The organism is Kitasatospora sp. NPDC058243, assembly GCF_042882025.1.
Lineage (GTDB): Bacteria > Actinomycetota > Actinomycetes > Streptomycetales > Streptomycetaceae > Kitasatospora.
This window is the reverse complement of record NZ_JBHVWW010000003.1, coordinates 171,849-197,901: the sequence shown is the minus strand read 5'-3', so window position 1 is coordinate 197,901 and position 26,053 is coordinate 171,849. Positions and strand designations below refer to the sequence as shown.

22 protein-coding genes are annotated in these 26,053 nt (G+C 69.6%); 7 read left to right on the top strand and 15 right to left on the bottom strand.

What is annotated here, in order from left to right:
• Positions 1-126 precede the first annotated feature (126 nt).
• The 3 genes from ACFVX9_RS03950 to ACFVX9_RS03940 form a co-directional block, all read right to left on the bottom strand.
• A complete protein-coding gene (locus ACFVX9_RS03950) occupies positions 127-900 on the bottom strand; it encodes a hypothetical protein (RefSeq protein ID WP_387980263.1) in 774 nt (257 codons plus the stop codon).
• Positions 804-1,355, bottom strand: a complete 552-nt coding sequence (locus ACFVX9_RS03945; protein WP_359904935.1) for a hypothetical protein — start codon at positions 1,353-1,355, stop codon at positions 804-806. Before ACFVX9_RS03945 ends, ACFVX9_RS03950 begins: the two co-directional genes overlap by 97 nt.
• 103 nt (positions 1,356-1,458) lie before the next feature.
• Positions 1,459-3,201 carry a ParB/RepB/Spo0J family partition protein gene (locus ACFVX9_RS03940; RefSeq protein ID WP_387980261.1) on the bottom strand — a complete coding sequence of 581 codons (1,743 nt, stop codon included), beginning with the start codon at positions 3,199-3,201 and terminating at the stop codon, positions 1,459-1,461.
• Between the two features lie 499 nt (positions 3,202-3,700).
• Between ACFVX9_RS03940 and ACFVX9_RS03935 the strand changes: the two genes are divergently transcribed.
• Both ACFVX9_RS03935 and ACFVX9_RS03930 read left to right on the top strand, forming a co-directional pair.
• The gene (locus ACFVX9_RS03935) at positions 3,701-4,168 is read left to right on the top strand and encodes a hypothetical protein (RefSeq protein ID WP_387980259.1); all 468 of its coding nucleotides are present in this window, start codon (positions 3,701-3,703) and stop codon (positions 4,166-4,168) included.
• A 45-nt stretch (positions 4,169-4,213) separates the two neighbouring features.
• On the top strand, positions 4,214-4,561 hold the full coding sequence (locus ACFVX9_RS03930) for a Fic family protein (protein ID WP_387980332.1): 348 nt from the start codon (positions 4,214-4,216) through the stop codon (positions 4,559-4,561).
• A 381-nt stretch (positions 4,562-4,942) separates the two neighbouring features.
• Here the strand turns inward: ACFVX9_RS03930 and ACFVX9_RS03925 are convergent, their stop codons facing one another.
• From ACFVX9_RS03925 to ACFVX9_RS03875, 11 genes are all read right to left on the bottom strand, one after another.
• Positions 4,943-6,733, bottom strand: a complete 1,791-nt coding sequence (locus ACFVX9_RS03925; protein ID WP_387980257.1) for a TnsA endonuclease N-terminal domain-containing protein — start codon at positions 6,731-6,733, stop codon at positions 4,943-4,945.
• A gap of 26 nt (positions 6,734-6,759) precedes the next feature.
• Positions 6,760-7,044: a hypothetical protein gene (locus tag ACFVX9_RS03920; RefSeq protein WP_387980255.1), complete on the bottom strand. Its 285-nt coding sequence runs from the start codon at positions 7,042-7,044 to the stop codon at positions 6,760-6,762.
• Positions 7,045-7,468: 424 nt separating this feature from the next.
• The gene (locus ACFVX9_RS03915; RefSeq protein ID WP_387980253.1) at positions 7,469-9,394 is read right to left on the bottom strand and encodes a glycoside hydrolase family 15 protein; all 1,926 of its coding nucleotides are present in this window, start codon (positions 9,392-9,394) and stop codon (positions 7,469-7,471) included.
• Positions 9,395-9,423: 29 nt separating this feature from the next.
• On the bottom strand, positions 9,424-9,873 hold the full coding sequence (locus tag ACFVX9_RS03910; protein WP_387980251.1) for a hypothetical protein: 450 nt from the start codon (positions 9,871-9,873) through the stop codon (positions 9,424-9,426).
• A complete protein-coding gene (locus tag ACFVX9_RS03905; protein WP_387980249.1) occupies positions 9,870-10,814 on the bottom strand; it encodes a hypothetical protein in 945 nt (314 codons plus the stop codon). Before ACFVX9_RS03905 ends, ACFVX9_RS03910 begins: the two co-directional genes overlap by 4 nt.
• A 65-nt stretch (positions 10,815-10,879) precedes the next feature.
• Positions 10,880-11,131: a hypothetical protein gene (locus ACFVX9_RS03900; RefSeq protein ID WP_387980247.1), complete on the bottom strand. Its 252-nt coding sequence runs from the start codon at positions 11,129-11,131 to the stop codon at positions 10,880-10,882.
• Positions 11,128-11,646, bottom strand: a complete 519-nt coding sequence (locus ACFVX9_RS03895; protein WP_387980245.1) for a hypothetical protein — start codon at positions 11,644-11,646, stop codon at positions 11,128-11,130. The genes ACFVX9_RS03900 and ACFVX9_RS03895 overlap by 4 nt, the downstream gene beginning before the upstream one ends.
• Before the next feature lie 29 nt (positions 11,647-11,675).
• Positions 11,676-13,202 (bottom strand): Mur ligase domain-containing protein, encoded by a 1,527-nt coding sequence (locus ACFVX9_RS03890; RefSeq protein ID WP_387980243.1) that lies wholly within the window; start codon positions 13,200-13,202, stop codon positions 11,676-11,678.
• Positions 13,203-13,300: 98 nt separating this feature from the next.
• Positions 13,301-14,716, bottom strand: a complete 1,416-nt coding sequence (locus ACFVX9_RS03885) for a glutamine synthetase family protein (protein WP_387980241.1) — start codon at positions 14,714-14,716, stop codon at positions 13,301-13,303.
• Positions 14,713-16,206: an amino acid permease gene (locus ACFVX9_RS03880; RefSeq protein ID WP_387980239.1), complete on the bottom strand. Its 1,494-nt coding sequence runs from the start codon at positions 16,204-16,206 to the stop codon at positions 14,713-14,715. The genes ACFVX9_RS03885 and ACFVX9_RS03880 overlap by 4 nt, the downstream gene beginning before the upstream one ends.
• Positions 16,207-16,275: 69 nt before the next feature.
• Positions 16,276-16,785, bottom strand: a complete 510-nt coding sequence (locus tag ACFVX9_RS03875; protein ID WP_387980237.1) for a hypothetical protein — start codon at positions 16,783-16,785, stop codon at positions 16,276-16,278.
• Positions 16,786-16,806: 21 nt separating this feature from the next.
• Between ACFVX9_RS03875 and ACFVX9_RS03870 the strand changes: the two genes are divergently transcribed.
• The 3 genes from ACFVX9_RS03870 (at position 16,807) to ACFVX9_RS03860 (ending at position 19,813) form a co-directional block, all read left to right on the top strand.
• Entirely contained in the window at positions 16,807-17,148 is a 342-nt protein-coding gene (locus tag ACFVX9_RS03870) for a hypothetical protein (protein ID WP_387980235.1), read from the top strand.
• 425 nt (positions 17,149-17,573) lie between these two features.
• Positions 17,574-18,959 (top strand): hypothetical protein, encoded by a 1,386-nt coding sequence (locus ACFVX9_RS03865; protein ID WP_387980233.1) that lies wholly within the window; start codon positions 17,574-17,576, stop codon positions 18,957-18,959.
• Positions 18,956-19,813: a DUF1932 domain-containing protein gene (locus ACFVX9_RS03860; RefSeq protein ID WP_387980231.1), complete on the top strand. Its 858-nt coding sequence runs from the start codon at positions 18,956-18,958 to the stop codon at positions 19,811-19,813. Before ACFVX9_RS03865 ends, ACFVX9_RS03860 begins: the two co-directional genes overlap by 4 nt.
• A gap of 259 nt (positions 19,814-20,072) precedes the next feature.
• On the opposite strand, the gene argS is transcribed toward ACFVX9_RS03860, so the two are convergent.
• Complete coding sequence (gene argS, locus ACFVX9_RS03855) at positions 20,073-21,833, bottom strand: arginine--tRNA ligase (protein ID WP_387980229.1); 1,761 nt, start codon at positions 21,831-21,833, stop codon at positions 20,073-20,075.
• A 341-nt stretch (positions 21,834-22,174) separates the two neighbouring features.
• On the opposite strand from argS, the gene ACFVX9_RS03850 reads away from it, so the two are divergent.
• Both ACFVX9_RS03850 and ACFVX9_RS03845 read left to right on the top strand, forming a co-directional pair.
• Entirely contained in the window at positions 22,175-23,986 is a 1,812-nt protein-coding gene (locus ACFVX9_RS03850; RefSeq protein ID WP_387980227.1) for a hypothetical protein, read from the top strand.
• A 48-nt stretch (positions 23,987-24,034) separates the two neighbouring features.
• A complete protein-coding gene (locus tag ACFVX9_RS03845) occupies positions 24,035-26,044 on the top strand; it encodes a radical SAM protein (RefSeq protein ID WP_387980225.1) in 2,010 nt (669 codons plus the stop codon).
• The last annotated feature ends 9 nt before the right edge of the window (positions 26,045-26,053 follow it).

Genomic DNA, 26,053 nt, shown 5'->3' with positions numbered 1-26,053 from the left:
TCGGTCGCGGCAGGCGGCCGGCTCCGGGGGCGGAGGCGGGCGCGGGGGAGGGGGCTCGATCCCCCCCCCCCCGCGGTGCCGGCCGCCCGGCCGCCCGACCCGTGTCGTCGGATCGGGCGGCCGGTCTCATGCGGCAAGCTGCTGGTGCTCGGCCAGCAGGGCGGGCAGCGGTTGGGTTCCGCGCTCCCTGCTGGCCGCCCCCTCGATCACAGCTGCCTGAACGGCTGCCCGGGTCTTCTCCCGCGTGATCTTCTCCTGGAGCGTGGCCGCTTCCTTCTCCAGCTCGCTGATGGCCCCCTGGTGGTGGCGGTACCGGGCTGGGGCGTGCTCCTCGTCGTGAGCGCGTCGAAGCTCAGCCGCCCACGGGCGGGACAGCATGTGCCGGGTGATCGCGTGGACGATGGCGGCGGTCCTGCGCTGGGTACCCTCCGGCGCGCTGGGGCTGTAGTGCCCCCCGAGCTCACGCCGGACCACCAGCCACCGGTGACTGGTGGGGCTCATCGTCTCGGGGTGGAAGACCGCTTGGTCGGCAAGCTGGACACCGTAGACGGTCGGCGCGTCCTGGTAGTGCTTGGTGAACGGGCTTCGTTCGGGCTTGCCATAGGTGATCTGGATCGCGTTCCCGTCGCAGCACCGCGTGTAGTAGTGGCCGGACTCCCACCCCACGGTGATGGTGCCTCCCAGCTCCGGGATTCGGTAGAGGGCGGCACCGATCTCCCAGTCAAGGGTGATCGTGGCGTGAATCCGGTAGCCGCCTTCGGTGACCAGGGTGACGTACTGCGGGCCGGTCGGCCTGGTGTCGCTCAGGCCGCCGCCTTGGCGAGCGCCGGAGCCGCGATGTCGTCGAAGCGGGGCAGCGCTCCGGCCGCCAGTTCCTCGACGGAGGGAAGGTTGCTCCACCGGCGCGCAGCGTGGCGGTAGGCGGTGGTCCAGAGGTTGAGCTGGCTGGTGAACGCCGCCTTGTCGGTGACCACGGTCAGCAGACCGCCGACGCTGACCCGCAGTTGCGGCGCGCGGGTCGGGCTGAGCTTCGCGGGCAGGGCCTCCACGACTGCCGGAGGGACCGGTCGGTCAAAGCGGAGATGCCCGGACACCTGTCCATCGGGCTCGGGGACCGTACCGGATTCCGCCCCGGCAAGAACTCGGGCGGCGCGGTCGGCGGCGCTGGTCCACGCCTTGTACGCCTCGTACGCGGGCTGTGGGTGGGCCAGGCGCACGCGGACGGACGGCATGGTCAGCAGGATGGTGCGAGCGATCAGCACCGCGTGGGCCTCGTGGTGCCCGGCGAGATGGACAGCGAGGTCGGTTCGGACAGTGGGCGGTCGGTGGTCGGTGGTGGCGAGATGCAGGTGCACGGGTCCTCCGGCGGGTGGTGGTGTGGTCGGCAGGGCCGGGGGGTGTCCGGTGCCATCGGACACCCCCCAGCTGGTTCAGGCGGGGAATCCCATTCCCTCGGTCCTAGGCGGCAATGGGCTCGTTGATCTCCGGGTAGAGCGCTTCCCAGTCCTTCTCCAAGTTGTCCGAAAGGATGCTCGCGACGACCGCCAGGTGTCGGTTCAGCTCGTCGCCGGTCTCCTGCTCGCTCTCGGCGTCCGCCTGGTCCTCCTCGGCGGCCAGCTCCGGCCCGCCCGACTCCTCCTCGGCGTCCTCCTGCTCCTCCTGCTCCTCCTCGTACTCGTCGTACTCGTCCGCGTCAGCCTGTCGGGCTTCCTCCGCCGCCGCCTTCGCGGCGGCTCGCGTTTCGGCCTCGGCGATCTTCGCCCGGAGGGCGGCCACCAACTCGATCTCAGGATCGGTCAGTTCGTAGCCGTAGGCCGCGAGGAAGTCGAACCACTCCAACGCGGCCCACGTGCCGCTGTAGCCGGAGATGGACTGCCGGACTGCACGCTCCGCCCGAACCGCAACGGCGGCCAACAGCACCAGCGGGAGACGCGCCTCAGCCATCCGGCGGGTGAAGCGCTCGAATCGGTCGGTCCGGTCGTCGTCACCGGGCGCGTTGAGGTAGACCAGCACCTCGGGACTGGTCTCGTCCGCCCCCAGCGTGTAGAGCAGCCGCAGGACCTTCTTGGTCATCCCCTTGGGCACCTTCTTGGAGCGGCAGAGCTCCTGGATGTACTCCGCCCGCACCTCCTGGGAGATGGCCAGGGCCTCCCGGCGCTCACGGGCTGCCTGCTCCGCTGCCGCCTTGGCGGCCGTCTCCTCGGCGCTGAGGAAGTTGTAGGAGCCGGAGACGTGGTGCCCGTACTCGTGGGGGTTTCGGCAGATGAAAGTTGCTTTGATGCCCTCGGCCTGGTGCTCGTTGAAGAACGCTGCGTGTCCGGCGCAAGCAGCGTGGGTTTCGGGCGTCAGGACCACGCCGTCAGCATCGGCGAGACGGTTGACGTCCAACTCGCGCGACACCCCCCAGTTGAACCCTTGCGGCTCGCCGACCATCCGGACGTTGGCCGCAGCGAGCGCCTGCGCGGTCTCCGCTCGCAGTGCGGCGCGCTCCGCCTTTCGCCGCTCGTCCTTGATCGCCCAGTTCAGACCCTGCCCAGTCTCAACCTTGGCAAGGAGTCGCTTGTACGCCTTCGGGTCGCCTTCGAACTCGGCCAGAGCCTCGGCATCCTCGAAGGTGAGCGCGCCCTTGTCGACGGCAGCGCGGGCCGTCTTCGGCATTCCGGCGAGTGCGATCGACGCGCGGACCTTCTTCGGGTCCTGGGCGACCCGGGTGGCGATCTGATCGGCGTCGAGACCGAGCTCGATGGAGAGTTGCGCGTAGGCGTCGCCGATCTCGCTCTGCTTCATGTCCTCCCGGTGCATGTTCTCGATCAGCTGCGCGATGATGCGCGCCTCTTCGGCGGTGAGGTCGTTGCGAACGATGACGTCAACGAGCCGGCCAGCCTCGATCGCACCCTTGGCCCGGCGGTTGCCGAGGATGATCGCAATCCCGTCCTCGTGGGGGGTGGCGATGATCGGCTGATAGAGGCCGTTCTCCGCGATGGAAGCGACGAAGTCGGCGGTCAGCTCCGCCTTTCGGACGTTGCGGGTGAAGGTCAGCTCCTTCGGATCAACGTCTTCGAGAAGCACCTTCGCCGAGCCCTCGGCCTGGCCGTCGGGGCTGTCGCTCGGCGCGGCAGCGAGAGCGGCGGTCAGCTCGTCCAGCTCCGGCGAGGCAACCTCGTCGGTCAGCAGCTCAGCGGGGGCGAATGCGGTGGTCACGAATCCTCCAACAGGTGCATGGTCTCTGTCTGTTGGTCGGGGGTGCCATCCCCTCCCAACAAGAACAATATTACCTCATTAGGGGTTTCTAGTCAAGCCTGAGGGGCGCAGTTCGGCACGCCGGTCGGACAGCTGACGAATCGTCAGATCGACGGCCACACCTCCCCCGTCCCCCCGACAGCTGCCTGGGGTCCGGGGCAAAGAGGCCGTCCGGGTCAAGGGCCGGCCGAAGGCCGGTGGCGCAGCCACGCGACCAACGGGAGCGCCCTTGAAGCGGGCGGCCGGCTCCGGATACTGGGCCGCGAAGGGGGGACGGGGAACCGCGCAGCGGGGCGCCCGGACCAGAAAAGGGCGCCGCGCCAAAGGCGCGACCGCTACCGCCGCCGCAGGCGGCCAGCGGCGACAGCCGCAGCAGTCCCGTTCAGGCATCCTCCCGGTCGCGCCAGTTAGATTCGCTATATAGATAGACAAGTGACTGATCTGACTGAACGATGGCTTCGTGACAGACAACGATGTGTTCAGCGAAGCCGTGCGGTCGCGCCACGAAGACGGCATGACTTACAGCCGCATGGAGGCCACGACCTGGAGCGTGGGCGGCAAAGAGGGCAGCAGGTCATCGGCATGGTGGAACAACATGGCCAACTACCTGATGGACACACCACCAGCACCCAAGTACTTCCCCGGTATCGCCGCCGCGCTTGGGCTCCCGCAACGACGCGTTGCAGAACTGGTGGCCGAGCAGTGGTACGGGGTCCGCCCCGACGACGGCGTGCCGTCCCACCTCAGGTCTCTCATCACCGTTCTAAGGACGGTCGAGCGCGGAGACGTCATCGCGATTGAACAGATGGCCAAGCACCTCGCCGACAAGTACGCAACCATCAGCGAGCTTGAAGAACTCCTGCACAACCAACTCGCAGCGCCTGCGGAGGAACCCCCATCACCCCAGGAAGATGCAGCTCGGGGCTGAGGCTGCACCAACTTCGAAGATTGCAGAGGTCTCTTCCTCACCGGCCTGGCCGACCTGTACGGCGACGTGAATGCGCTGCACCCGTTCCGGGAGGGCAACGGGCGGACGCAGAGGGCCTTTCTGGGGGAGCTCGCGGCCGAGGCCGGGCACCCGATCGACTGGACCCGGCTCAATCCCGACCGCAACACGCTCGCGTCCATCGCCATCTTCAACGGCAACAACGGGCCGTTGCGCTCGATGCTCTCGGACCTCACCGTTGACCAGCCGGCACCGCGGGCTCGTGCAGCCACCGCGACCAGCGCGACCACCAGGGCAACCCTGGCACCGACACCGGCACCGGTGATCCGGCCCCCGCCGGTTCAACCGGCCAGCCATCCGACCATCCGGCGCTGACCCCGGAAACGATGGCGGCCGGTGGACCCCCGCGAAGCGGGTTGGCACGGTCCACCGGCCAGAGACCACAGCACCCCCGCGAACGGAGGAACGTGCGGACTCCCAGGTAGAGCACCGAGGCGCGCTCGGCCGATGGATCTTCTCGACAGAGCTATACCCACACCGGTAGGCAACGGCCGGAGGCCGGACGGCCGCCAGGTCTGATCGACGGCCGTCCGGCCCGGCTGTCTAACTTGGCGCGCGGATCCGCCCCTACCAGCAGGCTTCCGGCTCTTGGGGTGGGCGCATTCCTACGACTCCTGCAGGGAACGAGTGGTCGGAAGCGCTGCTGCCCGTACCGGAGCTCGGCCAGATGGAGAAGGTCCTGAGCTCCTCGTGGCCCTAAGGCTGTGCCCGCTTCGACTGGTTGACGAGGTTCTGCTTCCATCCCTTGGTCGGCGGCCAGGAGACGCCCCAGGCGGCAAGCTGCCGACGCGTCCACCCTCCCGCAGGGGTGCGTGCGGCCTCGATTTCCTCCAGTGTCGGGATCACCGGCGGCCGAACGGGTTCCAGGGCGTCGTCGCCCAGCAGGGAATCCTGGACCGCCGGCATCTCCGCCGACGGCATTGCTGACGGCACTTCGGCCTCCGCCGCGCCCACCCACCCACCGCCAACCGTTCCGGTACGAGGTGCCCGAAGCCGGTACGGCCTGTGCCTCCAGTCCCAGCCGTTCCGAAGCACCAGAGCAGCGAGATCGGCCCAGTCGAACGTCAGGCCTGGTGTTGCAGCGCAGATCTGCGGCCAGGTCAGTTCGCCTTGCTGTGCCAGGGCGGAGCCGAGAAGCTCAGCCAGCTGCGGGCTGACCGGCCTGGTCTCCAGAAGGGTGCGGCTGCGGTTCCCGTCCGTGACCAACCAGCCCCACCCGCGGTTCCGGCACAGGGCTGCCAGCGCGTCGTACTTGGCGACGTTGATCGCCGTGGCCGCCTCGTAGAGCGGCTTGACCTCGATCAAGATGCAGCGTCCGTCGGTTGTCACCGCGAGCAGGTCCGGGAAGTAGGTCCGCCGGCGGCCGTCGAACTCGTAGCCGATCGCAAGTGGCTGTTCTTGGTAGAACGCGACTTGCGGGGCGAAGCTGAGGAGTTGAATCACGTGCAACTCGGAGTCGGATTCGTACAACACCTCTCGCTCCAGCTTGCGGCAGAACCATGCTCCCGCCCGGTCGTCGTTCATGTCCCTCAGCGCCTGCAAGTCCTCACGCCGGGGTGCTTCCCCCGGGTGCTCGGGCCATTGGACATCACCGGCGATGCGGGACCAGCGAAGGGCGGCTCGTTCGGTCCGCCCCTGCCGTGCCACCTCGCGACGCGCCTCGGCCAGCCGCGCCACGCGCACCGTCATGGCCTCGGCTGCCAAGTTCTCCGCGCGAGCCCGCGGAACACCTGCCAGCCGCGCGACCAGCGCCGCGGCATACCTCGGCGCCAGGGACGGCAGGAGAGCCTCGCCCATACCCAACAGCCGTTCGGGCGTGGTCGGTTCGCCTTCAGCCGCAGCAAGGCCGGCAAGGTCGGCCAGGAGCGCACGCAGGCGCCGGGTCGCGGGAGCCGCGGCTCGGGACATGCGGCCGAGCGCCCGGTTCTGCGCTTGGCTAATCCTTCCCCGCGACACGTCGAAGACCGTGGCCACCTGCTCCAGGGTCTGGGCGGGCTGGTCCTGCAGGCCGAGGCGGCGGACCAGGATCCCTCGGTCCCGCCAGCCCGGAACCTCGTCGATGGCCGCCGTGATGAGCTCGCGCAAGATCAGCACAGTGTCAACTCCGAGCTCACCTCCGTCCTGCCAGGTGGGTACGAGCGAGGAAGTGCCGGGGCAGCGGCAGTCCAGCAGCCAGTCCTCCAGCAGCAACCGGCCACCGGTTGCCCACAATTGCTGTGCTGCAGCCAACCGGACGGCAGACGGGACGGCCGCCAGTTCCCCGACAACAGGGCGAGCGAGGAACTCCCGTTGACGCTCCACGCGCAGCGAGTGGCCTGTCACTTGCTGCCACTGGGCCAGCACCTGGTGGGCCTGGGGGATGCTGTCCACCTTGCCTCCGTCGTCGGTGCGATCAGGTGGCCCGGACTTGGCCGGCTTCGGTTGCGCCGGCTCCGGTCCGCGTCCGGACGTCGGCTCGATGAGACGGGTCACATCGTCGAGGCCCACGCGTTCCTACCCTGAGTCGGACGGCTTCAATGCCATATCCGGCTCGAATCCGGTTGGCGCCGCCACCCTAGAAGGAGCCACTGACAAAGCCGAATAGATCGCGCATACTTTCGATTCTTGTTCTCGGCGCCGGAGCCTCGCCGCGGGTCGCGGGGATCCACGTTCTGGAACGGCTCGAACCAGACAGCCGCACGCAAGTCGCCGACGCCGAGCTGCCGGCTCACATCGCCGTCCGGGTCTTCGATGCCGTCGTACCTGCGGCCGTAGAGCATGAGGAAGTCGGTGTCCTGGAAGAAGATCTCCCCGCACATGTCGAGGTCGTAGTCGTCACGGTGAACGGGCAGATCCGGACGGTGGAGCCGCTCACCAGGGCTGTGCGCGGGGTGCTGGCCGGTTCGGTCCGCACGATGAACTCCGTTCTGGTCTGGGCAGGTTGGACGGGTCTGGTTCTGCGGTGCGTGGTCAGGCAGTGGTGGGGGCGTGGTTCGTCTGGCGTGGCAGGCGCTCGCCGACGTCGTACTGGGCGGCCTGGAGGAGGGGTGAGCAGCCCGTCCAGGGCGGCCTCGTCACGCTCGCGGTCGGTGAACACCCGGGTGACCGCGGCGAGTTGCCGGGGAACCGGTCGCGGCGGCGCGGAGGGGTGGAAGTGGACGTCGCGGACGTGGCCGGCCTGGACGACGGGGCCGCTCCGGCTGCCGGTGATGCGGTTGGACGCGGACGGCACGGGGACGGTCATCAGCCGCACCCCTGCCGGACACCCGCGACCGTGAGCGTGCCCTGCTGCCGCTCGGGGAGTGCCCCGGCGGGCTGGGCACGCTGGGCCGGCAGGTGCGCGGCGCCGCAGGCGGTCAGCCGCAGCGCGGTGTCGATCAGCGGGACGTGGCTGAAGGCCTGGGGGAAGTTGCCGACCTGGCGCTTGAGCCGCGGGTCCCACTCCTCGGCGAGCAGGCCCAGGTCGTTGCGCAGCGCCAGCAGCCGGTCGAACAGCTCGCGGGCCTCCTGGAGGCGGCCGATCATGGCGAGGTCGTCGGCGAGCCAGAACGAGCAGGCCAGGAAGGCGCCCTCGTGGCCGGAGAGGCCGTCCACGTTGTTGCCGGACTCGTCGTGGGTCGGGTAGCGCAGCACGAAGCCGTCCTCGGTGGACAGTTCGCGCTGGATCGCCTCGATGGTGCCGATGACGCGCTTGTCGTCCGGGGGCAGGAAGCCGACCTGGGGGATCAGCAGCAGCGAGGCGTCCAGCTCCTTGCCGCCGTAGTACTGGGTGAAGGTGTTGCGCTCCGGGTCGTAGCCCTTCTCGCAGACGTCGGCGTGGATTCGGTCGCGCAACTGCTCCCAGTGGGCGAGTTCGTCGGCGGTGGTGGAGGCGCGTCGGCGCAGCAGGGTGATGGTGCGGTCGATCGCTGCCCAGGCCATCACCTTGGAGTGGACGAAGTGCCGGCGCGGGCCGCGGACCTCCCAGATGCCCTCGTCCGGCTCGGCCCATCGGTCTTCTGTCCAGCGGGCGAGGGCGCGCAGCATCGCGTCGGCGTCGCGGGAGGGATGAAGGCCGGCGTCCTCGGCGGCGAGCAGGGCGTCGGCGACCTCGCCAGGGACATCGAGCTGGAGCTGGTCGGCGGCGCCGTTGCCGACCCGCACGGGCCGGGAGTTCTCGTAGCCGGGTAGGTGGTCCAACTCGCGTTCGTTCAGTTCCTGTTCGCCGCCGAGGCCGTACATGATCTGCAACCGGCGGGCGCCGCGGCCCAGGGCGCCGAGGAGCCAGTCGCGCCAGGCCCCGGCCTCCTCGGTGTGGCCGAGGCGGGCGAGGGTGGTGACGGTCAGGGCGGAGTCCCGCAGCCATACGTACCGGTAGTCCCAGTTGCGTTCGCCGCCGATGTCCTCGGGCAGGGAGGTGGTGGGGGCGGCGACGATCCCGCCGCCCGGGTGGCACAAGGACTTGAGGACGAGGGCGGATCGGACGACCGCCTCTTGGTAGGGGCCCTGGTAGGTGCAGCGGGAGGTCCAGTCGCGCCAGGCCGCCTCGGTGCGGGCGAGCTCCGACTGGGGGCTGCGCAGGTCGGGTGCCGGGTGGGAGGAGGGGGACCAGGTGAGAGTGAGGGCGATTCGCTCGCCGGCGCCGATGGTGAAGTCGGCGCGGGCACCGCTGGCCGCGACGGTGTGGAACTCGCCGTCGAGCCAGTAGGAGTCAGGGTGCACGGTGGCGCACAGGCGGGCGGTGCCGCCTCGCTCGGTGCGCGTGAACAGCGGGGTGTCCACGCCGTAGCCGGGGCGGGCCCGGAGTGCCGAGGTCATCGCCACGGTGCCGCTCAGGCCCTCGACGCTCCGAATGATCTGGGGTGCCCTGGTGCCCAGGGGCATGAAGTCGGTGACCCTCACGCTGCCGGTGGGGGTGTCCCACTCGTGCTCCAGCGACATGGTGCCGTCGCGGTAGCGGCGCCGGTCGGCCACCGCGGGCACACCGGTGACGGTGGGGCCCAAGCGCCAGAAGCCGTGCTCCTCGGCGCCGAGCAGGGACGCGAAGACGGCGGAGGAATCGAACCGGGGCAGACACGCCCAATCGATCGTGCCGTCGTTGCGGACGAGGGCGCCGGTGGCGGTGCTGCCGATGAAGCCGTGGTCCTCGATGAGAGAGCGCGGGCGGCCAGGGAGGACGAGGGTGGGCATGATGTTCCTGACGGGTGGGTCGGTGGGGATCAGCTCTGGGTGTCGGCCGGGGCGCTGAGGTGGTCGAGGGCCGCACGAACGGTGGCGGCGAGGTCGGTGGCAACGGCCAGCCGGGGCATCGCTCCCAGCAGCTCGGCACGAACGAACCGCTGGATGCGGTCGTTCAAGTCGCAGCCGACGACCAGCGCGGTGCGCGAACGGTGGAGGAACCGCTGTCGGACGTCGCGGACGTGCTGAGCACCGTGCGGGCACCAGAGGAGGACGGCGCTGACGCGTCGCAGGTTGTGCTCCTGCCAGCCGAATGGTGCTCCAGTCCCGGAGATGGGCTGAGGGTTGAGGACGGTGCCGGTGAAGCCGGCCTTGTCCAGCAGGGCGACGGCGTCGCGCTGCCAGCCCGGGCGGCCGGTGCCCGAACGGTCCAGGTACAGCGTCGGGTTGCCGTCGAGGGTGTAGTGCTGCGGGTACTCGACCAGCTTCATCGGGCACCGCCGGAGTCAGCTACCGGGCTGGGGATGCTGAGCAGGAGGACCATGACGACGGCGTGGGTACGGGTCTTGGCCCCGATGGCGCTGGTGGCCTGGGTGATGACTCCGCCGACGTTGTTCGGGTTGATGTCGGTCATCTGTGCGACGGTGTGCACATCGTGGGTGGCCAGCAGGGTGAGCACCTGGTGGTCGCTCGGGGCGAGTTCCGGGAGCTTGTCGGGCAGCGCCGCGCGAAGCTCGGCGGTGTCGAGCAGTTTCGAGAGGATGAGGTCGGCGATGGCACGGGTGCGGTCGCCGAAGCCTCGGCGGCGCATCACCTTCGACATGGCGTTGGAGGCGCTGCTGGTGGAGCAGCCGAGCTGCTCGGCGACGCCGTCATAGGTGTGGCCGAGGGCGAGCTGCAGAGCGACGTCGTGCTCGTGCTGGCTGAGTCCATCGGTGTTCTTGGCGGCTACACGGAGGGATCCGGTGTGGCTGACCAGTACACGGCGCGCCCTGCTGGCCCGGGCCTCGCGCAGTGTCGGACTGGTCGCGACGGCCAAGCAGCTCTCGACTGGAAGCCCGAGGGCGCGCGCCGCAGCCACGTACGGGTTGGTTCCCTGCTCGCGGTGTTCGAGCGCGCCCACGGCGGCGGACCACACGTTGGTGACGCGCTGGGCGGCGAGCATGGCGGTCACGTGGCGGCCGAGGCGTTCGGTGATCAGCGCGCAGGGGATGGCCATGGAGCCAGCGCGCATCAGCAGCCGCAGCAGCGGGGCAGGAACGGTGGCCACCGCGGGGGCGCCTGCGGCCAGGAGGAACGGGTCGGCGCCGGACAAGCGGTCGGCGGTCAGCTGGACGAGGGCGCTGGCGTCAACGAGGAGGCCTTCGCGGTTGATCAGGTGTCGGTCCAGGTCGCGGGCCGAGATTCCGTCGGCAGGTCGTAAGATGCTCATCTTCTGTCTGGGTTGTCGGGGTGCGGCCCTGGCCCGAAACGGCCGCCATGGGGTGGAGCGGGTGTTCAGTCGGTCGGCTGGGTCTGGTCCTGCTGGGAGGAGCCGGTCCCGCGCTTCGGCGTAGAACGCGAGGTGAGCAGGCGGTCGGCGACGACCAGGGTGTTGAAGGCGGTGAGGGAGAAGATCGCCAGGTAGAGCGGCTGGGAGCCGTCGGCCCGGTGCTGGACGAGGTAGAGGACGGCGGCCCCGACCTGGAGTCCGAGAAGGAAACAGACGACCCCGATCGCGGCCCTGCCGCCGGTGTGGTGGGTGTTCACGCGGCCTGCCTGCGGGGCATGGTGCGGCGCAGCGGTTCGTCGGGCCAGGACGGGTCGATGTCGCTGAGGTAGACCAGGCCGGCCAGGACGGCGGCGATGCTCGCCTGCACCTGGGATTGCACACCCAGCCTGGCACGCAGGTCCCGGCCGTAGCCGCGCAACGTAGCGGTCGTGACATCGAAGTCGACCGTGATTTCCGCGCTGGTGCGCCCGCCGACCCAGCCCACGAGGACCTGGTACAAGCGAGGGGGGAGGCAGACCGGGGTGGTGAGCGCGGCGCAGGGCTGCGAGGTGTTGGTGATGATGCGGTGCGCGGTGCCCCACGCGACGAGCTGGGACGCGGTGCGGGTGCCGCTGACCGTCAGCAGTTCCTTCACGGCGGCGTCGACCTCGGCGTGCTTCCAGGGGAGTTCGGGGTCGGCCGTGATCGTACGGATAGTGGACTCGGTGGCGATGTGTCGCAGCAAACGGACCTGCTGCACGGTCAGGGTGTGGACGGGCAGGGCGGTGGCCATGATGGTGTCTCCGGTGGTCGGCGGGCGGTTCACGGGCGGTCGGCGCCCAGGGCCTCAGCGGGCCTGAGGCGGTCCAGCAGACGGCCTCCGAGCCGCTCGGCCTGGCGGCCGGTCCCGATGACCAGGACGAGGTCGCCCTCGGCCGTCATCTCGAAGACCCGCTGCTCCGGGCCGGGGACGCTCGGACCGGAGCGGATGCGATGGACCGCACCGTCGCCGAGGGCTCGAACGGCGGCCCGCTCGACGGCGTCCAGCGGGTCGGGCCCGTGGTACTCGGCCAGCGGGGTGCTGACCGGCAGAAGTAGTGCGAGATCGGCATCTGCGAGGGCGGCGCCCAGTTCGTCGGCGTGGGCGGTGGTGCGGGCGATGCCGTCCGGCTCCAGGACGACGACCACGTTCTCCTCGGTGAGCATCCGGGCGGCCGTGACGTCCTGACAAATTTCGCGCGGGTGCAGGGCACCCGAGGTCACCACGGTGATGCCGTACTCCGTGCCGAGCACGGCCGGCGAGCGCGTGGCGCCGCGGAAGGTGCCAACGCGCTCCGCCACGGCCTGCGGATCCTCGCCTGCGACGAGGGCGGTGGCGATGGCCGCGCAGACCGCCAGAGCATGGTGGCGGCCGACGACCGGGACGGTGAACTGGTGCTGCACACCCTGGTATCTGAGGGTGAGGAGGTACTCGCTGCCGAGGTACTGGGGCGTAAGAACCCACACATCGGCGTCCTCGGTGACGCCGACGGTCACCACGGTGGGGCCGGGCCGGTCGGTGAGCCTCTCGCGCAGGATCTTGGCGCCCTTGTCCCACAGCGGCAGTACCACGGTGCCGGTGCGGTGGGCGAGGCCGGTGGCGGCATTCAGGGCCTCGACGGTGTCCTCGAAGTGCGGCTCGTTCCTGGAGACGCTGGTGATCAGCGTCACCGAGGGTTGGGGACGCCGGTACGGGATCGCGGTGCTGGGGCGGTGGCTCCAGGGCCTGATGGGAGCGGCCTCGTGGGTGGTGGTGTCCGGACACAGGTCCACCACCAGCCGCCGGTCGCCGCCGTGCCCCGGTGCGCCGTTCCGGGAGGGGGCGTTGAGGATCCAGCCGGTGTGCCCGTCGTTCAGCGCGGCGGCGAGCGCCGCTGCCGCCGTCGCGGTGCCGTAGCTGCCGCCGACGGCCACCAACTGACCCCTGAACCCCGCAGTCGCCAAGGCGAGCGCGTGCTCGCAGGCGAGCACCGGCAGTCGCCGCTCCTGGACTCGGTCGAGTTCGGGGTGCGGAGCGGCTACCACCCCCGACCACACCGCACAGGTCCGGTCCTCCTGGATGTTGCGGGCGTCGAATCCGGCCACCACACTCACCCCGGCCTCGCGCAGCCGGGCGGCAGCAACGCCGTCGAGGTCGGCGGGGTCGATGCTTCCGGTGATGTCCAGGCCGCGGGAGGCCAGCCACAGCGCCAGGCCCTCCATGCCAGGGGCGGCGACATCGACCAGGTGCGCCTTGGCCAGCACGTCAGGCGGGCCGGGCGTCGGCTTCCTCCTGCCGTTCGCGCGGGGTTGGACGGAAACAACGTCCATGCTCTCCAAGGAGTCCTCCAGCAGATGAGGGTGAGGGGTGGGGATTGGACCGGGCCGGCCGCGGGCCCGGGGGGTTAGCGCCGCGACCGGCCCAGGGCTCATGCCTGGGTGAGACCGCGCTCCAGCTCGGCGTCGGTGACGCGAGCGGCGTGGTGATCCAGGTCCATCCGGGCAACGCGAGCCAGATGCGCGACGACCAGCTCGCCGAGGAGGTCCCCGGCCAGTTCGCTGGTCTCGAAAGCATGGAGCGCCTCGGCCAGGGACTGCGGCACCAGCGGCGCGTCAGGGTGTTCGTAGGCGTCGCCGCTGATGGCAGGCGGGGGCTTGAGGCCGGCCTCGATGCCGTGCCGGATTCCGGCGAGCACCGCCGCCAGGGCGAGCATCGGGTTGGCGTCCGCGCCTGGCAGGCGGACCTCCAGCCGCAGGCTGGGGCCGTGGCCGACCACCCGCACCGCGCACGTCCGGTTGTCCCGGCCCCAGGCCAGCCGGGCCGGAGCGAAGGAGTGGTTGCCGAGGCGCTTGTAGCTGTTCACGTACGGCGCCCACAACGGAGCGACCTCGGGCAGCACCGTCAGCAGCCCGGCCACCGCCTGCTCGCCCAGCTCCGACAGTTCGGTCCCGTCGGCCGGGTCGGCGGCCAACACCGTCCGGGCGTCGAAGTCGGCCAGCGACACATGCAGGTGCAAGCCGCTGCCGACCCCGGTCGAAGGGGCCGCCATGAACGACGCCGTCAGACCGGCGTCGTCCGCGATCGTCTTCGCGGCGTGCTTGAACAGCACGTGCTGCTCGCACGCGGCCAGCGCCTCCCCGTACGGGAAGGTGACCTCGATCTGGCCGGCACCGCCCTCGCCCTTAACGGCCTCGACCGGGAGGTCTGCGCCCGCGAGGACCTCCCGAAGCCGACGGCCGAACTCCCGCGCCACCGGCGGCTGGTTCAGGGCGTAGTCGCGGTTGTCCCAGACAACGGGGCGAAGCCCCCGCCAGCCTGCCGCCGCCGCATCCCGGGGGGTGCCCTCGTACAGCACGAACTCCGTCTCGATCCCCACCGCCGGCACCATGCCGAGCCCGGCGAGCCGGTGCAGCTGCTCGTTCAACACCGTGCCCGGACCCAGTGGGTGGGACCACCCGCCGCCGACCGGCTCGGCGAGCAGCAGCGCGGTGCCCGGCAGCCACGGCAGCAGCCGGGCCCGCTTCGTGTCAGGCAGCAGACCGATGTCACCGAAGCCACTCGCCCAGGAGAACGGCCCGCTGCTCGCCGGAGTCATGGCCAGGTCAGTTCCCAGTACGTACCCGCACATCTCCGTGGAGAGCGCCCCCGACCGCAGCTGCTCCACCATCGTCCTCGCGTAGTACTCCTTGCCCTTGAGGCGGCCCTGAGCATCGACCGTCGCCAGCAGCACGGTGTCGACACCGAAGGCGGCCACCAGCTGCTCCAGCGGCCCGGTCGGCGAGACTGCCGACGGAGTCGGGGGCTTGGCCGCGCGGAGGCGGGCGGCCCGCATCGTCGCCTTCATACGATCAGCGCCTCGACCTGGGCCAGGTGCGGGTCGTCCACCACCGGGACGGAGAACTTGTCGCCGGCCATCCGCCACCACACCCACGCCAGGGCGAGGACCGCAACCAGGGTGACCGGCGCGTAGTTGAACGTGTCGATCGTCACCGGGAAGCGCTGCGGCAAGCACACCAGCATGGTCAGCATCACCACCCACACCACCGCGGCGACCCCGATCGGCCTGCTCCACCGGCCCAGGCTCCACGGACCCGGGACGAACCGGTCGCCCTGCCGCAGCCGAAGGAACACCGGGATGATGTAGCTGGGCGTCATGCCGATCACGTTCACCGCCGTCACCGCGCCGTACGCGGTGGCGGACCAGAGCGACGGGACGGCCAGGACGAACGCCACCGAAACCGCCACCCACACCGCGGGGACCGGGACGCCGTTGGCCGAGACCCGGCGCCACATCGCCGATCCTGGCAGCGCACCGTCCCGTGAGAAGGCATAGATCATCCGGGAGGCCGCCGTGGTCTCCGCGCTGCCGCAGAACAGCTGGGCGCCGATGACGACGAGCAGCAGCAGCTTCGCGCCGGTCGTCCCGACCGCGTCCAGGAAGATCTGGGCGGGCGGCACCGCGGCGCCGACCGTGCCGGAGTAGTCCTGGACGGCGAACAGCAGGCCGGCCAGCAGGACGAAGCCCGCCAGCAGGGAGACCCAGATCGAGCGGACGATGCCGCGCGGCGCCGCGATCCTGGCGTCCTTGGTCTCTTCCGACAGGTGCGCGCTCGCGTCGTAGCCGCAGAAGGTGTAGCCGGCCAGCAGCAGGCCAATCGCCGAAACGTAGACGGGGCTGGCCCAGCCGGTGCCGTTCTCGAAGTGCGTGAATACCCAGGAGAGGGACTGGTGGTGGGAGGGGACGACGGCGAGTACGCCGACGATCAGGGCGACGCCGAGCAGGTGCCACCACACCGAGACGGAGTTGAGCAGGCTCACGACGCGGACCCCGAAGACGTTCAGCAGGGCGTGCAGCACCAGGACACCCGCGAAGATGGCCAGGATCAGGCCCGGAGTCGGATCAACTCCCCACTGCAGCCCGGCGAACGCGGCAATGAAGCTGGCGGCGCCGTAGTCGATGCCGGCGATCCCGCCCAGCAGCCCCAGGAGGTTCAACCAGCCGGTCATCCAGCCCCACCGTGGGCCGCCGAGCCACTGGGCCATGTAGTAGAGGCCGCCGGACGTGGGGTAAGCGCTGGTGACCTCGGCGAGCGACGCACCGACCAGCAGCACGGCCAGACCCACGGCGACCCAGCCCCACATCATCACGGCCGGACCACCCGTCAGCAGCCCGAACCCGAACAGCGTCATGCAGCCGCTGAGCACGCTGATCACCGAGAAGCTGACGGCGAAGTTCCCGAACGGACCCATACGGCGCAGGAGTTCCGGCTCGTAGCCGAGCGACCGAAGATGGTCGTCCTCGGGCGCGGACGCGGTGGACTGGGGCCAGGACATGCGAAACCTCCGGGGAGAAGACGGGGATCGAACCCGGCGCGGTGCCGGGCGGACAGTGGCCGACGATCGTCAGCCGGCGACGGCGTAGGACTGGGCCAACGCCTTCCGCAGCAGGTCGCCCGGTCGGTCCGCCAGGCTCTGCCAGGGCTGCATGGAGATGAATGGGGCCATCGCGGCGAAGACTTCGGCGGCCTCCCGGTGTTGACGGCTCGCCCAGAGCGCGTGGGCGAGATGGCTCTCGTCCGCCACCGGCCACCGAACCCCCCGCCCGAGCGCGGCCCGCCAGTGCGCGAAGACAGACAACACCGTGTCGCGGACCGTCCCCTCGTCCGTCCACTGCAGCTGGACCGCGTCCTTGCGCTCGGCGCGGCGGTAGCGGTCGACGTACAGGTACAGCGGCAGGGCATGGAGAGCGGAGCCCTCCGGTGCACTGGGCAGGTAGGCAGCCAGGAACTCCGTGGCCGGGCCGCTCTCACCGAGGGCCAGCCAGAAGCGGAGCATGCGGTGGAACGCTTCCCGGCCCCACGGGTCGATCCGGCGGGCCTGGTCGAACAGCCCCCACGGCCCGGGCGGAAGCATCTGGTCCGGAGCCGGGACACGATGCTCGGGCCGCGCCTGGCCACCGTCCAGCTGCGCGAGAGTGAGCAGCCCGAGCCACGGCACGGGATCACCCCCAAGCACCGAAGCTGCCAGCCAGCACCACTGTCGGGCGGCCCCTTCGAGCGCCACGGCTTCCCGCGAGCCGCGCTGCCGCTGGCCGGCCAGCAGGGCCCGGTCGACGGCAACGCGGGTATGCAGCGTGGTCAGGCCGAACGCGCCGGGATCCTCGTTACCCCAGTGACGGAGGACGTCGTTGTGGCCGGCTACCGCCCCCAGAACCTGGGTTCGCTGCGCCCACAATCCGGGGTCGCCCCAGGAGTGGGCGAGAAGCGCCCGCGTTGAATACCACCGACCGTGCCGCAGTTCCTCGACCGCCGCTCGCAGGTCGCTGTCGTGGCCGGCAGGGTGTTGCACGAGCTGACCGGCACCAGCTGCGGGCGCTGATGGCATGACCTATTCCCCCTCGTGGTCCGTCGATGCCGCTCTCCTTCAACGACGCCACCGAGAGCGGAGGCGGGGAGGGGCGTCAGCCAGACCGAGTCGCGGGGGCAGCTGACTGCCGAGGAGAGAAGCACGGTCTAGGCGGCGAGAGAAGCGTGGCTCAAGTGAGGCAGGAACGGCTAGTGACATCGTCATGACACAGGGCGACATGAGCCGACATTGCCTCGACATTTGTCGGATCCCGCTGCCGCAGCCCGGGGCGATCGGCCATCGTTGAATCTGGCACGACCAATCCGGACCATCCACCTGCCTGCTGCGGAGCTGCCATGGAGATCGAATCGCAGACGCTCTTTCAGATGCTGGTGCGCCAAAGAGGTATGGCCGAGTACCGCGTCTTCCTCCGGCGGCTTGAAGCCGCCGGGGAGGAGCTCGCCCAGATCGAGAGGAACCCGGCGCTGACGAAGGTCACCATCGGCGACCGGCAGTTCAGCCGCTGGATGGAGGGCGTCCGAGAGGGAGAACGGCTGGGCAAGCCGCGCCCGCTCACGGCTCGGGTGCTGGAACACCTCTTTCAGCGAAGGATCGACGACTTGTTTGCCGTCATCCCGATAGCAGGAACGGGTCATCGGATTGGTGAAGGTGGATCCGAGGGACAATGGATGAAGCCGAGCACCGGCTCGGACGCCCATCACCAGGACATGCTGATGACAGCCGCGAACGAATCAGCCCGCTTCGCCAGCTATGCGGAACAGAGCAACGTAGGACCTCACACTCTCGAACAGCTCGACGCCGACATTCGGCGAATCGTCACCACTTACCCCAATCGACCCGTCATCGCGCTCTTCAACGAGGTCCGCGCCCTGCGCGATCGAACGTTCGAACTGCTGGAGGGCCGCCAACCCCCGGCTTACACGCGCGACCTGTACCTGGCCGCCGGGGTACTGTGCGGGGTCCTCGCGAACGCCTCGTTCGACCTGGGTGACTACCGGTCGGCCGAGACTCAGGCCCGCACCGCCTTCCTCTGCGGCGAGCAAGCGGCACACAACGGACTGCGCTCGTGGATCCGTGGCACCCAGGCGATGGTTGCTTACTGGGACGACCGGCTGCAGGATGCCGTACATCTGGCCCAGGACGGTCAGCAGTACATGCCTGAGCACGGCACCGCGCACATCAGGTTGGCTAGTATCGCGGCCAGGGCCTACGCCCGCCTGGGCCGAGAGCACGAGGCGCTGGACGCGCTCCGCACCGCAGAGGAATATCGCCAGCAGGGCGACAGCAGTGAGGACCTGCCGGGCGGCATGATGGCCTTCCCGCCGGCGAAGCAGGCCTTCTACTCCAGCACCGCCCATCTGTGGCTGGGGGGTGCGAGCCACCTTGAGCGGGCTGCAGCTGATGCTGAAGAGTCGGTCGCGCTGTACCAGTCCGAACCGGTCGAGCGGCAGCGACTCGGCGAGCTCTCGCTGGCACGGATGGATCTGGCCCTGGCTGAACTCGGGTCCGGTGAAGTCGAGGGCGCCGCCGACCAAGTCGAGGCGGTCCTGGCCGTAGCTTCGCGCAGACCGACGGAAGCAGTGAACAGGCGACTGGATCAGTTTGCTCGGCAACTCGCAGCAGCGCCGGCGGGCTCGTCGCCGCTGGGACTGACGATGCAAGACGGGATCGCGCACCATCGTCGGAACGCGCGCCAACTGCCCTCGGGAGGCGCCCAATGACCACGATTACGATTCTCCACCCAGGAGAGATGGGTGCTGCCGTGGCGGCACAGGCAGTCCTACGCGGGCACCGCGTACTTTGGGTCGACGCTGGACGAAGCACCGCTACCCGCGATCGTGCGTCAGCCGCAGGCCTGGAGGCCGTACCCGACCTGGGACTGGCCCTGGGGACGAGCGACGTCGCCCTGTCCATCTGCCCACCGGCCTACGCCGATGAGGTGGCCCGCGCCGTCGCCGCCCGCGCGTTCCGCGGCATCTACGTCGATGCGAACGCGATCAGCCCGAGCCGAGCGTCCGAGATCGCCTCCGTTATCGCGGAGGCCGGGGGGACACCGCTCGACGGATCCATCATCGGCCCACCGCCTGGTGGATCGATCGGCGCCCGTCTCTATCTCTCCGGGGAGCCGGGCCCAGGTGCGCAGGTCGTCAAGCTGTTCACCGAGACGAAGGTAGACCCACGCCTGCTCGACCGGCCGATCGGCGCCGCATCCGCGTTGAAGATGGCATTCGCGAGTTACCAGAAGTCCGCTCGTACTCTTGTCGGCCTCGCCCACGGCCTCGCCGATGAACACGGAGTCACAGATCAACTGGTCGAAGAGGGACGGAAGATGGCTGGTCCGCTGCTCGCCGATCGCGAGTACCTCGGGAGCGTCGCGCGCCGAGCCTGGCGGTGGGACGCGGAGATGCTTGAGATCGCCGCCGCCCTGGACGAAGCCGGCTTCCCGGCGGACCTGGCACGCGCCACAGCCGAGGTGCTGGGCAGGTGGGAACCCCTGAAGGACGCCCGGCCGACAGCGACCGATGCCATTGAGTATCTCCACACTGCCAGGCCCGGTGTAGGCGACCATCCGTGAGCCCTTTCAGGTTGCCCAGGCTTGGCCAAGGAGGCCAGAAGACGACCTGACGAGCCCCCTGCGGCAGACTCAGATGCCTCTCTGTATCCGGCCAGCAAGGTACTCGACAGCCTCCAGATCGCGATCCGAAGACCGTCCTCGTTGACGCGGCGCCCGGGCCGGCAGGGTGGTGCTGCTATCAGGGCTTGGGCGAGGCCGCCAGCAGGCTGGCCCGGGACCGGCTGTCCCGGGCCACCTTTCCATCGTCAGCGGATCGGTTCTACAGCTGCTCGGGAGCTCCGATGCCGAGAAGGTCCATGCCTTGACGGAGGGTCTGGCCCGTGAGCTGGCAGAGCAGCAGCCGAGTCTCCGTGATCTCCCTGGTCGAAGCCTTGAGGACGGGACAGTGCTCGTAGAAGGCAGCGTACGCGGACGCAAGGTTGTGCAGGTAGGCGCAGAGGCGGTGGGGCTCGAACGTTCCAGTCACCTGGTTGATGGTGGCGCCGAACTCGTCGAGGAGGAGACCGAGCGCGCGCTCGGCGGGCTCCAGGGCGAGGTCCTGGTGGGCGGCCGGAAGGACGCCTGCGGGGGCCTTGCGCAGGATGGACTGGATGCGGGCGTAGGCGTACTGGAGGTAGGTGCCGGTGTCGCCGTTGAGGGAGACCATGCGATCGGCGTCGAAGACGTAGTCGCGGGTGCGTGAGGTCGACAGGTCGGCGTACTTGACCGCGCCGATGCCGACCTGCTTGGCTCGGTCTTCGAGTTCCTCGGCGGCGAGTTGAGGGCTCTTCTCCGAGACGACGATGCGGGCTCGACCGACGGCTTCGTCCAGGAGGTCCATGAGGCGGACGGTCTCACCGGAGCGGGTCTTGAACGGCTTGCCGTCCTTGCCGAGGACGGTGCCGAAGCCGAGGTGCAGAGCACGGACGTCCTCGGGCAGCCAGCCGGCGCGACGCGCAGTTTCGAAGACCATCTGGAAGTGGAGAGCCTGGCGGGCGTCAACGATGTAGAGGAGCTGGTTGGCTCCGAGCATGCCGACGCGGTCACGGATGGCAGCGAGGTCGGTGGTGGCGTAGCCGTACCCTCCGTCGCTCTTCTGGACGATCAGCGGGGTCGGTTCGCCGTCGGGCCCCTTGATGTCATCGAAGAAGACGCACAGGGCGCCGTCGGAGCGGACGGCGACGCCGGACGCTTCGAGGTCAGCGCACACGTCAGCGAGCATGGGGTTGTAGTAGCTCTCGCCGACGGCGTCGGTGTCTTCGAGGAGGACGCCGAGGCGGGCGTAGACGGCTTCGAAGTAGATCTTCGACTCGTCGACCATGCCTTGCCAGGACGTGACGGTGTCGGCGTCGCCGGCCTGCAACTCGACGACGCGCCGGCGGGAGCGGTCGGCGAAGTCGGTATCGCTGTCGAACTTGGCGCGTGATGCCTTGTAGAGGCGGTTGAGGCGGGACATCGACGGGCCAGTGTCGGTGCCCTCGGTGTCGTCGCCGAGCTCGTCGGGATGCTCGATGAGGTACTGGATGAGCATGCCGAACTGGGTACCCCAGTCGCCGAGGTGGTTGCGCCGAATGACCTTCTCGCCGGCGAACTCCAGGGTGCGGACGAGCGCGTCGCCGATGATCGTGGATCGGAGGTGGCCGACGTGCATTTCCTTGGCGATGTTCGGTTGGCTGTAGTCGATCACCGTGACGCCGGGCTCGGCGGTGCTGTGGACACCCAGCCGGGTATCCACAGCACGGGCGGCCAAGCGCTCCAGGATCGCGGTGTCGGTGACGGTGACGTTGATGAAGCCTGGGCCGGAGATCTCCAGGTTCGCGATGACGTCGTCTGCAGCCAGGTGTTCGAGGACACGGGCGGCCACCTCGCGGGGGTTGGCCCGTAGGGGCTTGGCGAGGCTCATGATGCCGTTGGCCTGGAAGTCGGCGCGGTCGCTTCGTCGGAGCTGGGGGTCGCCTTCCGCGGCGTCGGGGAACGCAGTGGAGATCGCCTGAGCAAGGCGCTGCTGCAGCGCGTCGGCGATGGAGGTGACCGTAGCCATAGAACGAAGGACCACTTCTGTGAGAGGGCGGATCCGCGAACGAGCCGCGGGAATCGCACAGCAACCGCACCACGTGGACGTCGGCGCCGCGCGCCGATTATCCCATGCTCCCCGTGAACGAGAGGCCGATTAAGTCCGGCTGGCCGCGGAGCCAGATCGTCCCAACAGGAAGAACGAGCAATCAAATTGAATGACCATCACCATCTGGTATCCACTCCCCAGCCCTGCGCGGTCCGTGTGCGCGCGGAAGGCGGCGATCGAGTCCATCAATTCGATCGAACACACGGTGACGGACCGGCTACGGTGGCAAGCCTGCGCACGACGCCCGGGAGGGGAGTGGAGTGAGCAAGGTCGTGAGGGGCGCGCATGATTCGGGGAAGCTCGCGGCGTCGATTCGGCAGCTGTTTGACGGAGGAGGCGGCGGGGTCGCCTTCGACGACCCCGACTTCGTCGACATCGGTGGGCAGGTGCGTCGCCTTCGGCACCGCGGGCGTGATCTTGTGGCGAAGCTCCGGCCGCTTGAGGCTGCACGCTCGGAGCGCGCCCTGGCTGCCGAGGCCGCACGTCGTCTGGGCCAGCTGACGATCGACGGGTTCGGGGACGTCAAGGTCTGCGTCCCCGAGCTGGTTCCCTTGAGCGGCCAGAGAGCTGCGCTGGTCTCCCCGTACCTGGGCACACGCTTGTCCTCCGGGGACGACGGAGCGAGCCGCCTGTCCGTATCCGTCATTGTCGCCCTGCTGGTGGCCTTGCTCGGCCGAGGGGTCGAGGCATCGGGGTGTGTGCCACGGAACATGTTCCGCCGGGGTGGCGAGACGGTGCTGATCGACTGGGAGGACGCGCTCCTGGTGCCGGCCGGTGCCGCCCCGGACGAGGTGACCCTGATGAAGTGGGACATCGCCTGGTCCGACTTGCTCGGGCGTGATCTCAGGCTTCGGGAGCGCATCCCCGTCTCGGCGCCGGTCCGGGATGTGGAGCTGGACGGCTTCGAGACCGTCCTCGCGGGTTGGCTGCCCGTGACCATGACGCGCCGGGACGTCCGCCGCTGCGGGATCGAGGTGACACTCGCGAGCGAACTCCCCCTGGTGAAGCACCGATCGGCGAGCGCCGCCTCGTTGGGACACCTCGCCGAGGACGTCCTTCCGTCGGGGCTCGGCGTCTTCCACAGTGTGCTGACCGCGCGCCTGCGCGAGCAGCGCGGTGAGGACGCCTACGCACTCCTGCTCGGGCAGTTGAACACCTTGGTGTCGAGCTGCCTGCCAGCCGCTTCTTCTCCAAAGTCGGAGGGATTGAGGCGAGCATGGGTGCTGGCGTTGTTCTCGGCCGCCGAGTCGCACCTCATGCCCGCACCCGAGCCACCGCTGGAGCAACTAGTTGAGCGCGTTGACCAGTTGGCGTCCGCAAGCGGTTGGGTGGCGGCATCTGAGAGGGCCGCGACGGCAGCGGAGATCACCGGTCGGCTCGCTGCCGCCATCCTTGCCGTCCTGCGGCTCGACGAGGAGCTGGACCTGCTGCTGCGGGGATCGTGCGCCCAAGGCGTGATGACCCGCGGCAGCGATGTCGACTTCGAGCTGAGCTCGGCCAAGCATCCCGCTGGTCACCGGTCGGCGGAGGACCTGTTGATCGAGGCGCTCGCCTGCCTCGGGCTGATGGCCGAGGGATCCGCGGCGCGCCCGGCAGAGCACGACCTCGCCAGCGCGGACAGCCGCACAAGCCGCGACCTGCACGAATGGTTCGAGCTGCGTCGACCCGGATCCGATCTCCAAGACCCAGGCTGGGCAACGGACTTGCTGACCCCGCCGTCCGCCGGTACTGTCGCTCGCCCGAGCCAGTACGAGCAGCAGGGCCGCGAAGGCACTGCCAAGTACCTGTGGTTCGAGTCCCGGGCCGCGCTGGCGCGTCTTGCCTACACCGCCTCGGACGCCTCTCGGATGCCTGTGACTCTGGAGAGGCAACTCGCCATCATCCCGCAGGTGATTGGTGTCGAGGCCGCGACCGAATTGCGCGATCTTGTCCATGCCACGTTCGCCCTGCGGGAGATGTCCGGCTCGGCCCGCCCGGTCGAGGACCAGGCCAAGGGTGAAATCGCCCGGCTGGCCGAGCGACTGGACCGATTCCGTCAGCGCGTTGGGCTGCCTGGCCCGAGACATCTGTGATTCCGGTACCGCCCCGATCCGCACCATTCTCGACCCGAGAGGTCAACCGTGATCAGCGACGCGATTCCACTCTCCACCAGCGACACCGCGCACGTCTTCTTCGCGGACGGCTACGTCTTCCACGTCCGCGGGGGCCAGATCACCGCCCCGGGCGAGCCCTGCCCGTGCGCCGGCCTGGAGGCGGTCCACCAGGTCACGGCCTACCGCGAGGCGTACCCGCAAGCCCAGCTGTCCCTGACCGACCAGTGCAACATGGCCTGCACATACTGCTCGTTCCGCGACCGGGTCCACGCCGACGGCAAGCCCGTGACGATCCCCCTGGAGACGGTGGTGCAGGGCCTCGCCACGCACCGCAAGCAGCTGGTCGAGGGGAACGCGCGGTACAGCCGGATCGACTTCGGGCTCGCCGGCGAGACGATGTTGGTACGCCACATGCACGAGGAGGTCCAGGCCCTGGTGGAGGAGGGGCTGGCCAACTCGCCGGTCAGCGTGCTGTGGGCCGGACCGATGGTCACCAACGCGACGCTGTCGATGACGGCCGAACTCGCCGACCGGCTCGGCCCGCCCCAGGACATCAGCCTCGACGGTCCCAAGGACGTCCACGACCGGGTCCGCTTCTACACGGGCGACCGGGGCGGCACCTACGACCACGTGCGGCCCGTCCTGGACCGGGTGCTGGCCCGCCACCCCGACATGGGCGTCTCCGCTGTGCTCACCGCGTACTGCACCGACTTCGTGGCGATCTTCCGTCACCTCTTCGAGGACGTCGGCGCCCGCAACATCTACATGAAGCCGGTCAACGCCACCCACGACAAGGACTATGCGCTCAACAGCGCTACCTTGCCGGCCTTCCGCCAGGGCTACGCAGATCTTGTCGAGCACATCCTCGCTCAGCCGCCGGAGGGCATCCTCGCCCGGCTCCTCGCCCTGAGCTACGAGGACTTCTTCATGCGGTACTTCTACCGGGTGAAGGACCGCGCGGCGCAGGTCTACCGGTGCGGGGCGGGCAAGAGCGGCACCTACCTGGACACCAACGGCAAGCTCTACCCCTGTGCGCACTTCATCGGGAAGTCCGGCTGGCACATCGGACACGCCTCCACCGGCGTCGAGGACAGCGAACGCAGCCGCTACCTCAACCTGGTCGTCGACGACCGCGACGGGTGCTCCACCTGCCCGTCGCGGTACGTCTGCGGCGGCGGCTGCTACTACCAGGCTGTGTTGGCGAACGGGGACATCACCAGGCCCGACGAGGTCAAGTGCGACCTGATCCGGTTCCTCACCGACCTGGCGGTCCGCCTCGTCATCACGCTCCGCGAGAAGCACCCCGAGGTACTGGACGCCCTCCCGGCCCCGTACGGGCTCACCGACGAGACCCTCACCGCATCCCCCGAGGCCGACTATGTGCCGGCGGCCCGCCTGCACGCGGCCTCAGGCAACGAAGACGCGGTGATCCCGCTGGGTGGTCCGGGTCGCCTCCGGAGCGGGTTGGCGAACCCGGACGGTCTGCGCGCCCGGCTCTCACTCAACGACGATCATCTCGCGGTCCGCTTGGACACCGGGAACACCCCCAGCGCGGTGCGCGGTATCCGTGTCCGGCTCCAGCCGCTGGGATCGGGCACCTTCACCCTGCACGACCTCGCCGCCCAGCAGTGGCCGGGCGAACAGCTCCTGCGCTGCAGCCGCGACGGCGTCTGGTGGCTCCAGGCCCCGACCGCCCGCTTCCGCCGCGTTCCGCACCCGGACCCCGTCTGGGAGGACGCCGTCGACGTCGACCTCTCCTGGGCACCCCAGCAGGTGCGGCTCATGGTGCCCCTGCCCGTACAGGAGCTGGAGGCCGAGCTGGGGGTGAACGTGTTCGTTGACTTCGAGGACGGCGGCTGGACCGCCCTGACCCTGCACGAGCCGTTCGCGCTCCTCGACCGTTCCCGCACCGGAGTCCTGCGCCTGTCGGGACCGGAGACACCCGCGTGCTCGGACATGGCCGGGGTGAACGGGCGGATGCCCGCCGGACTCACCCCGATCGGCCGCTGGGCCGGTCTCCAGGGCAACACCTGCTGAGGGGTGACC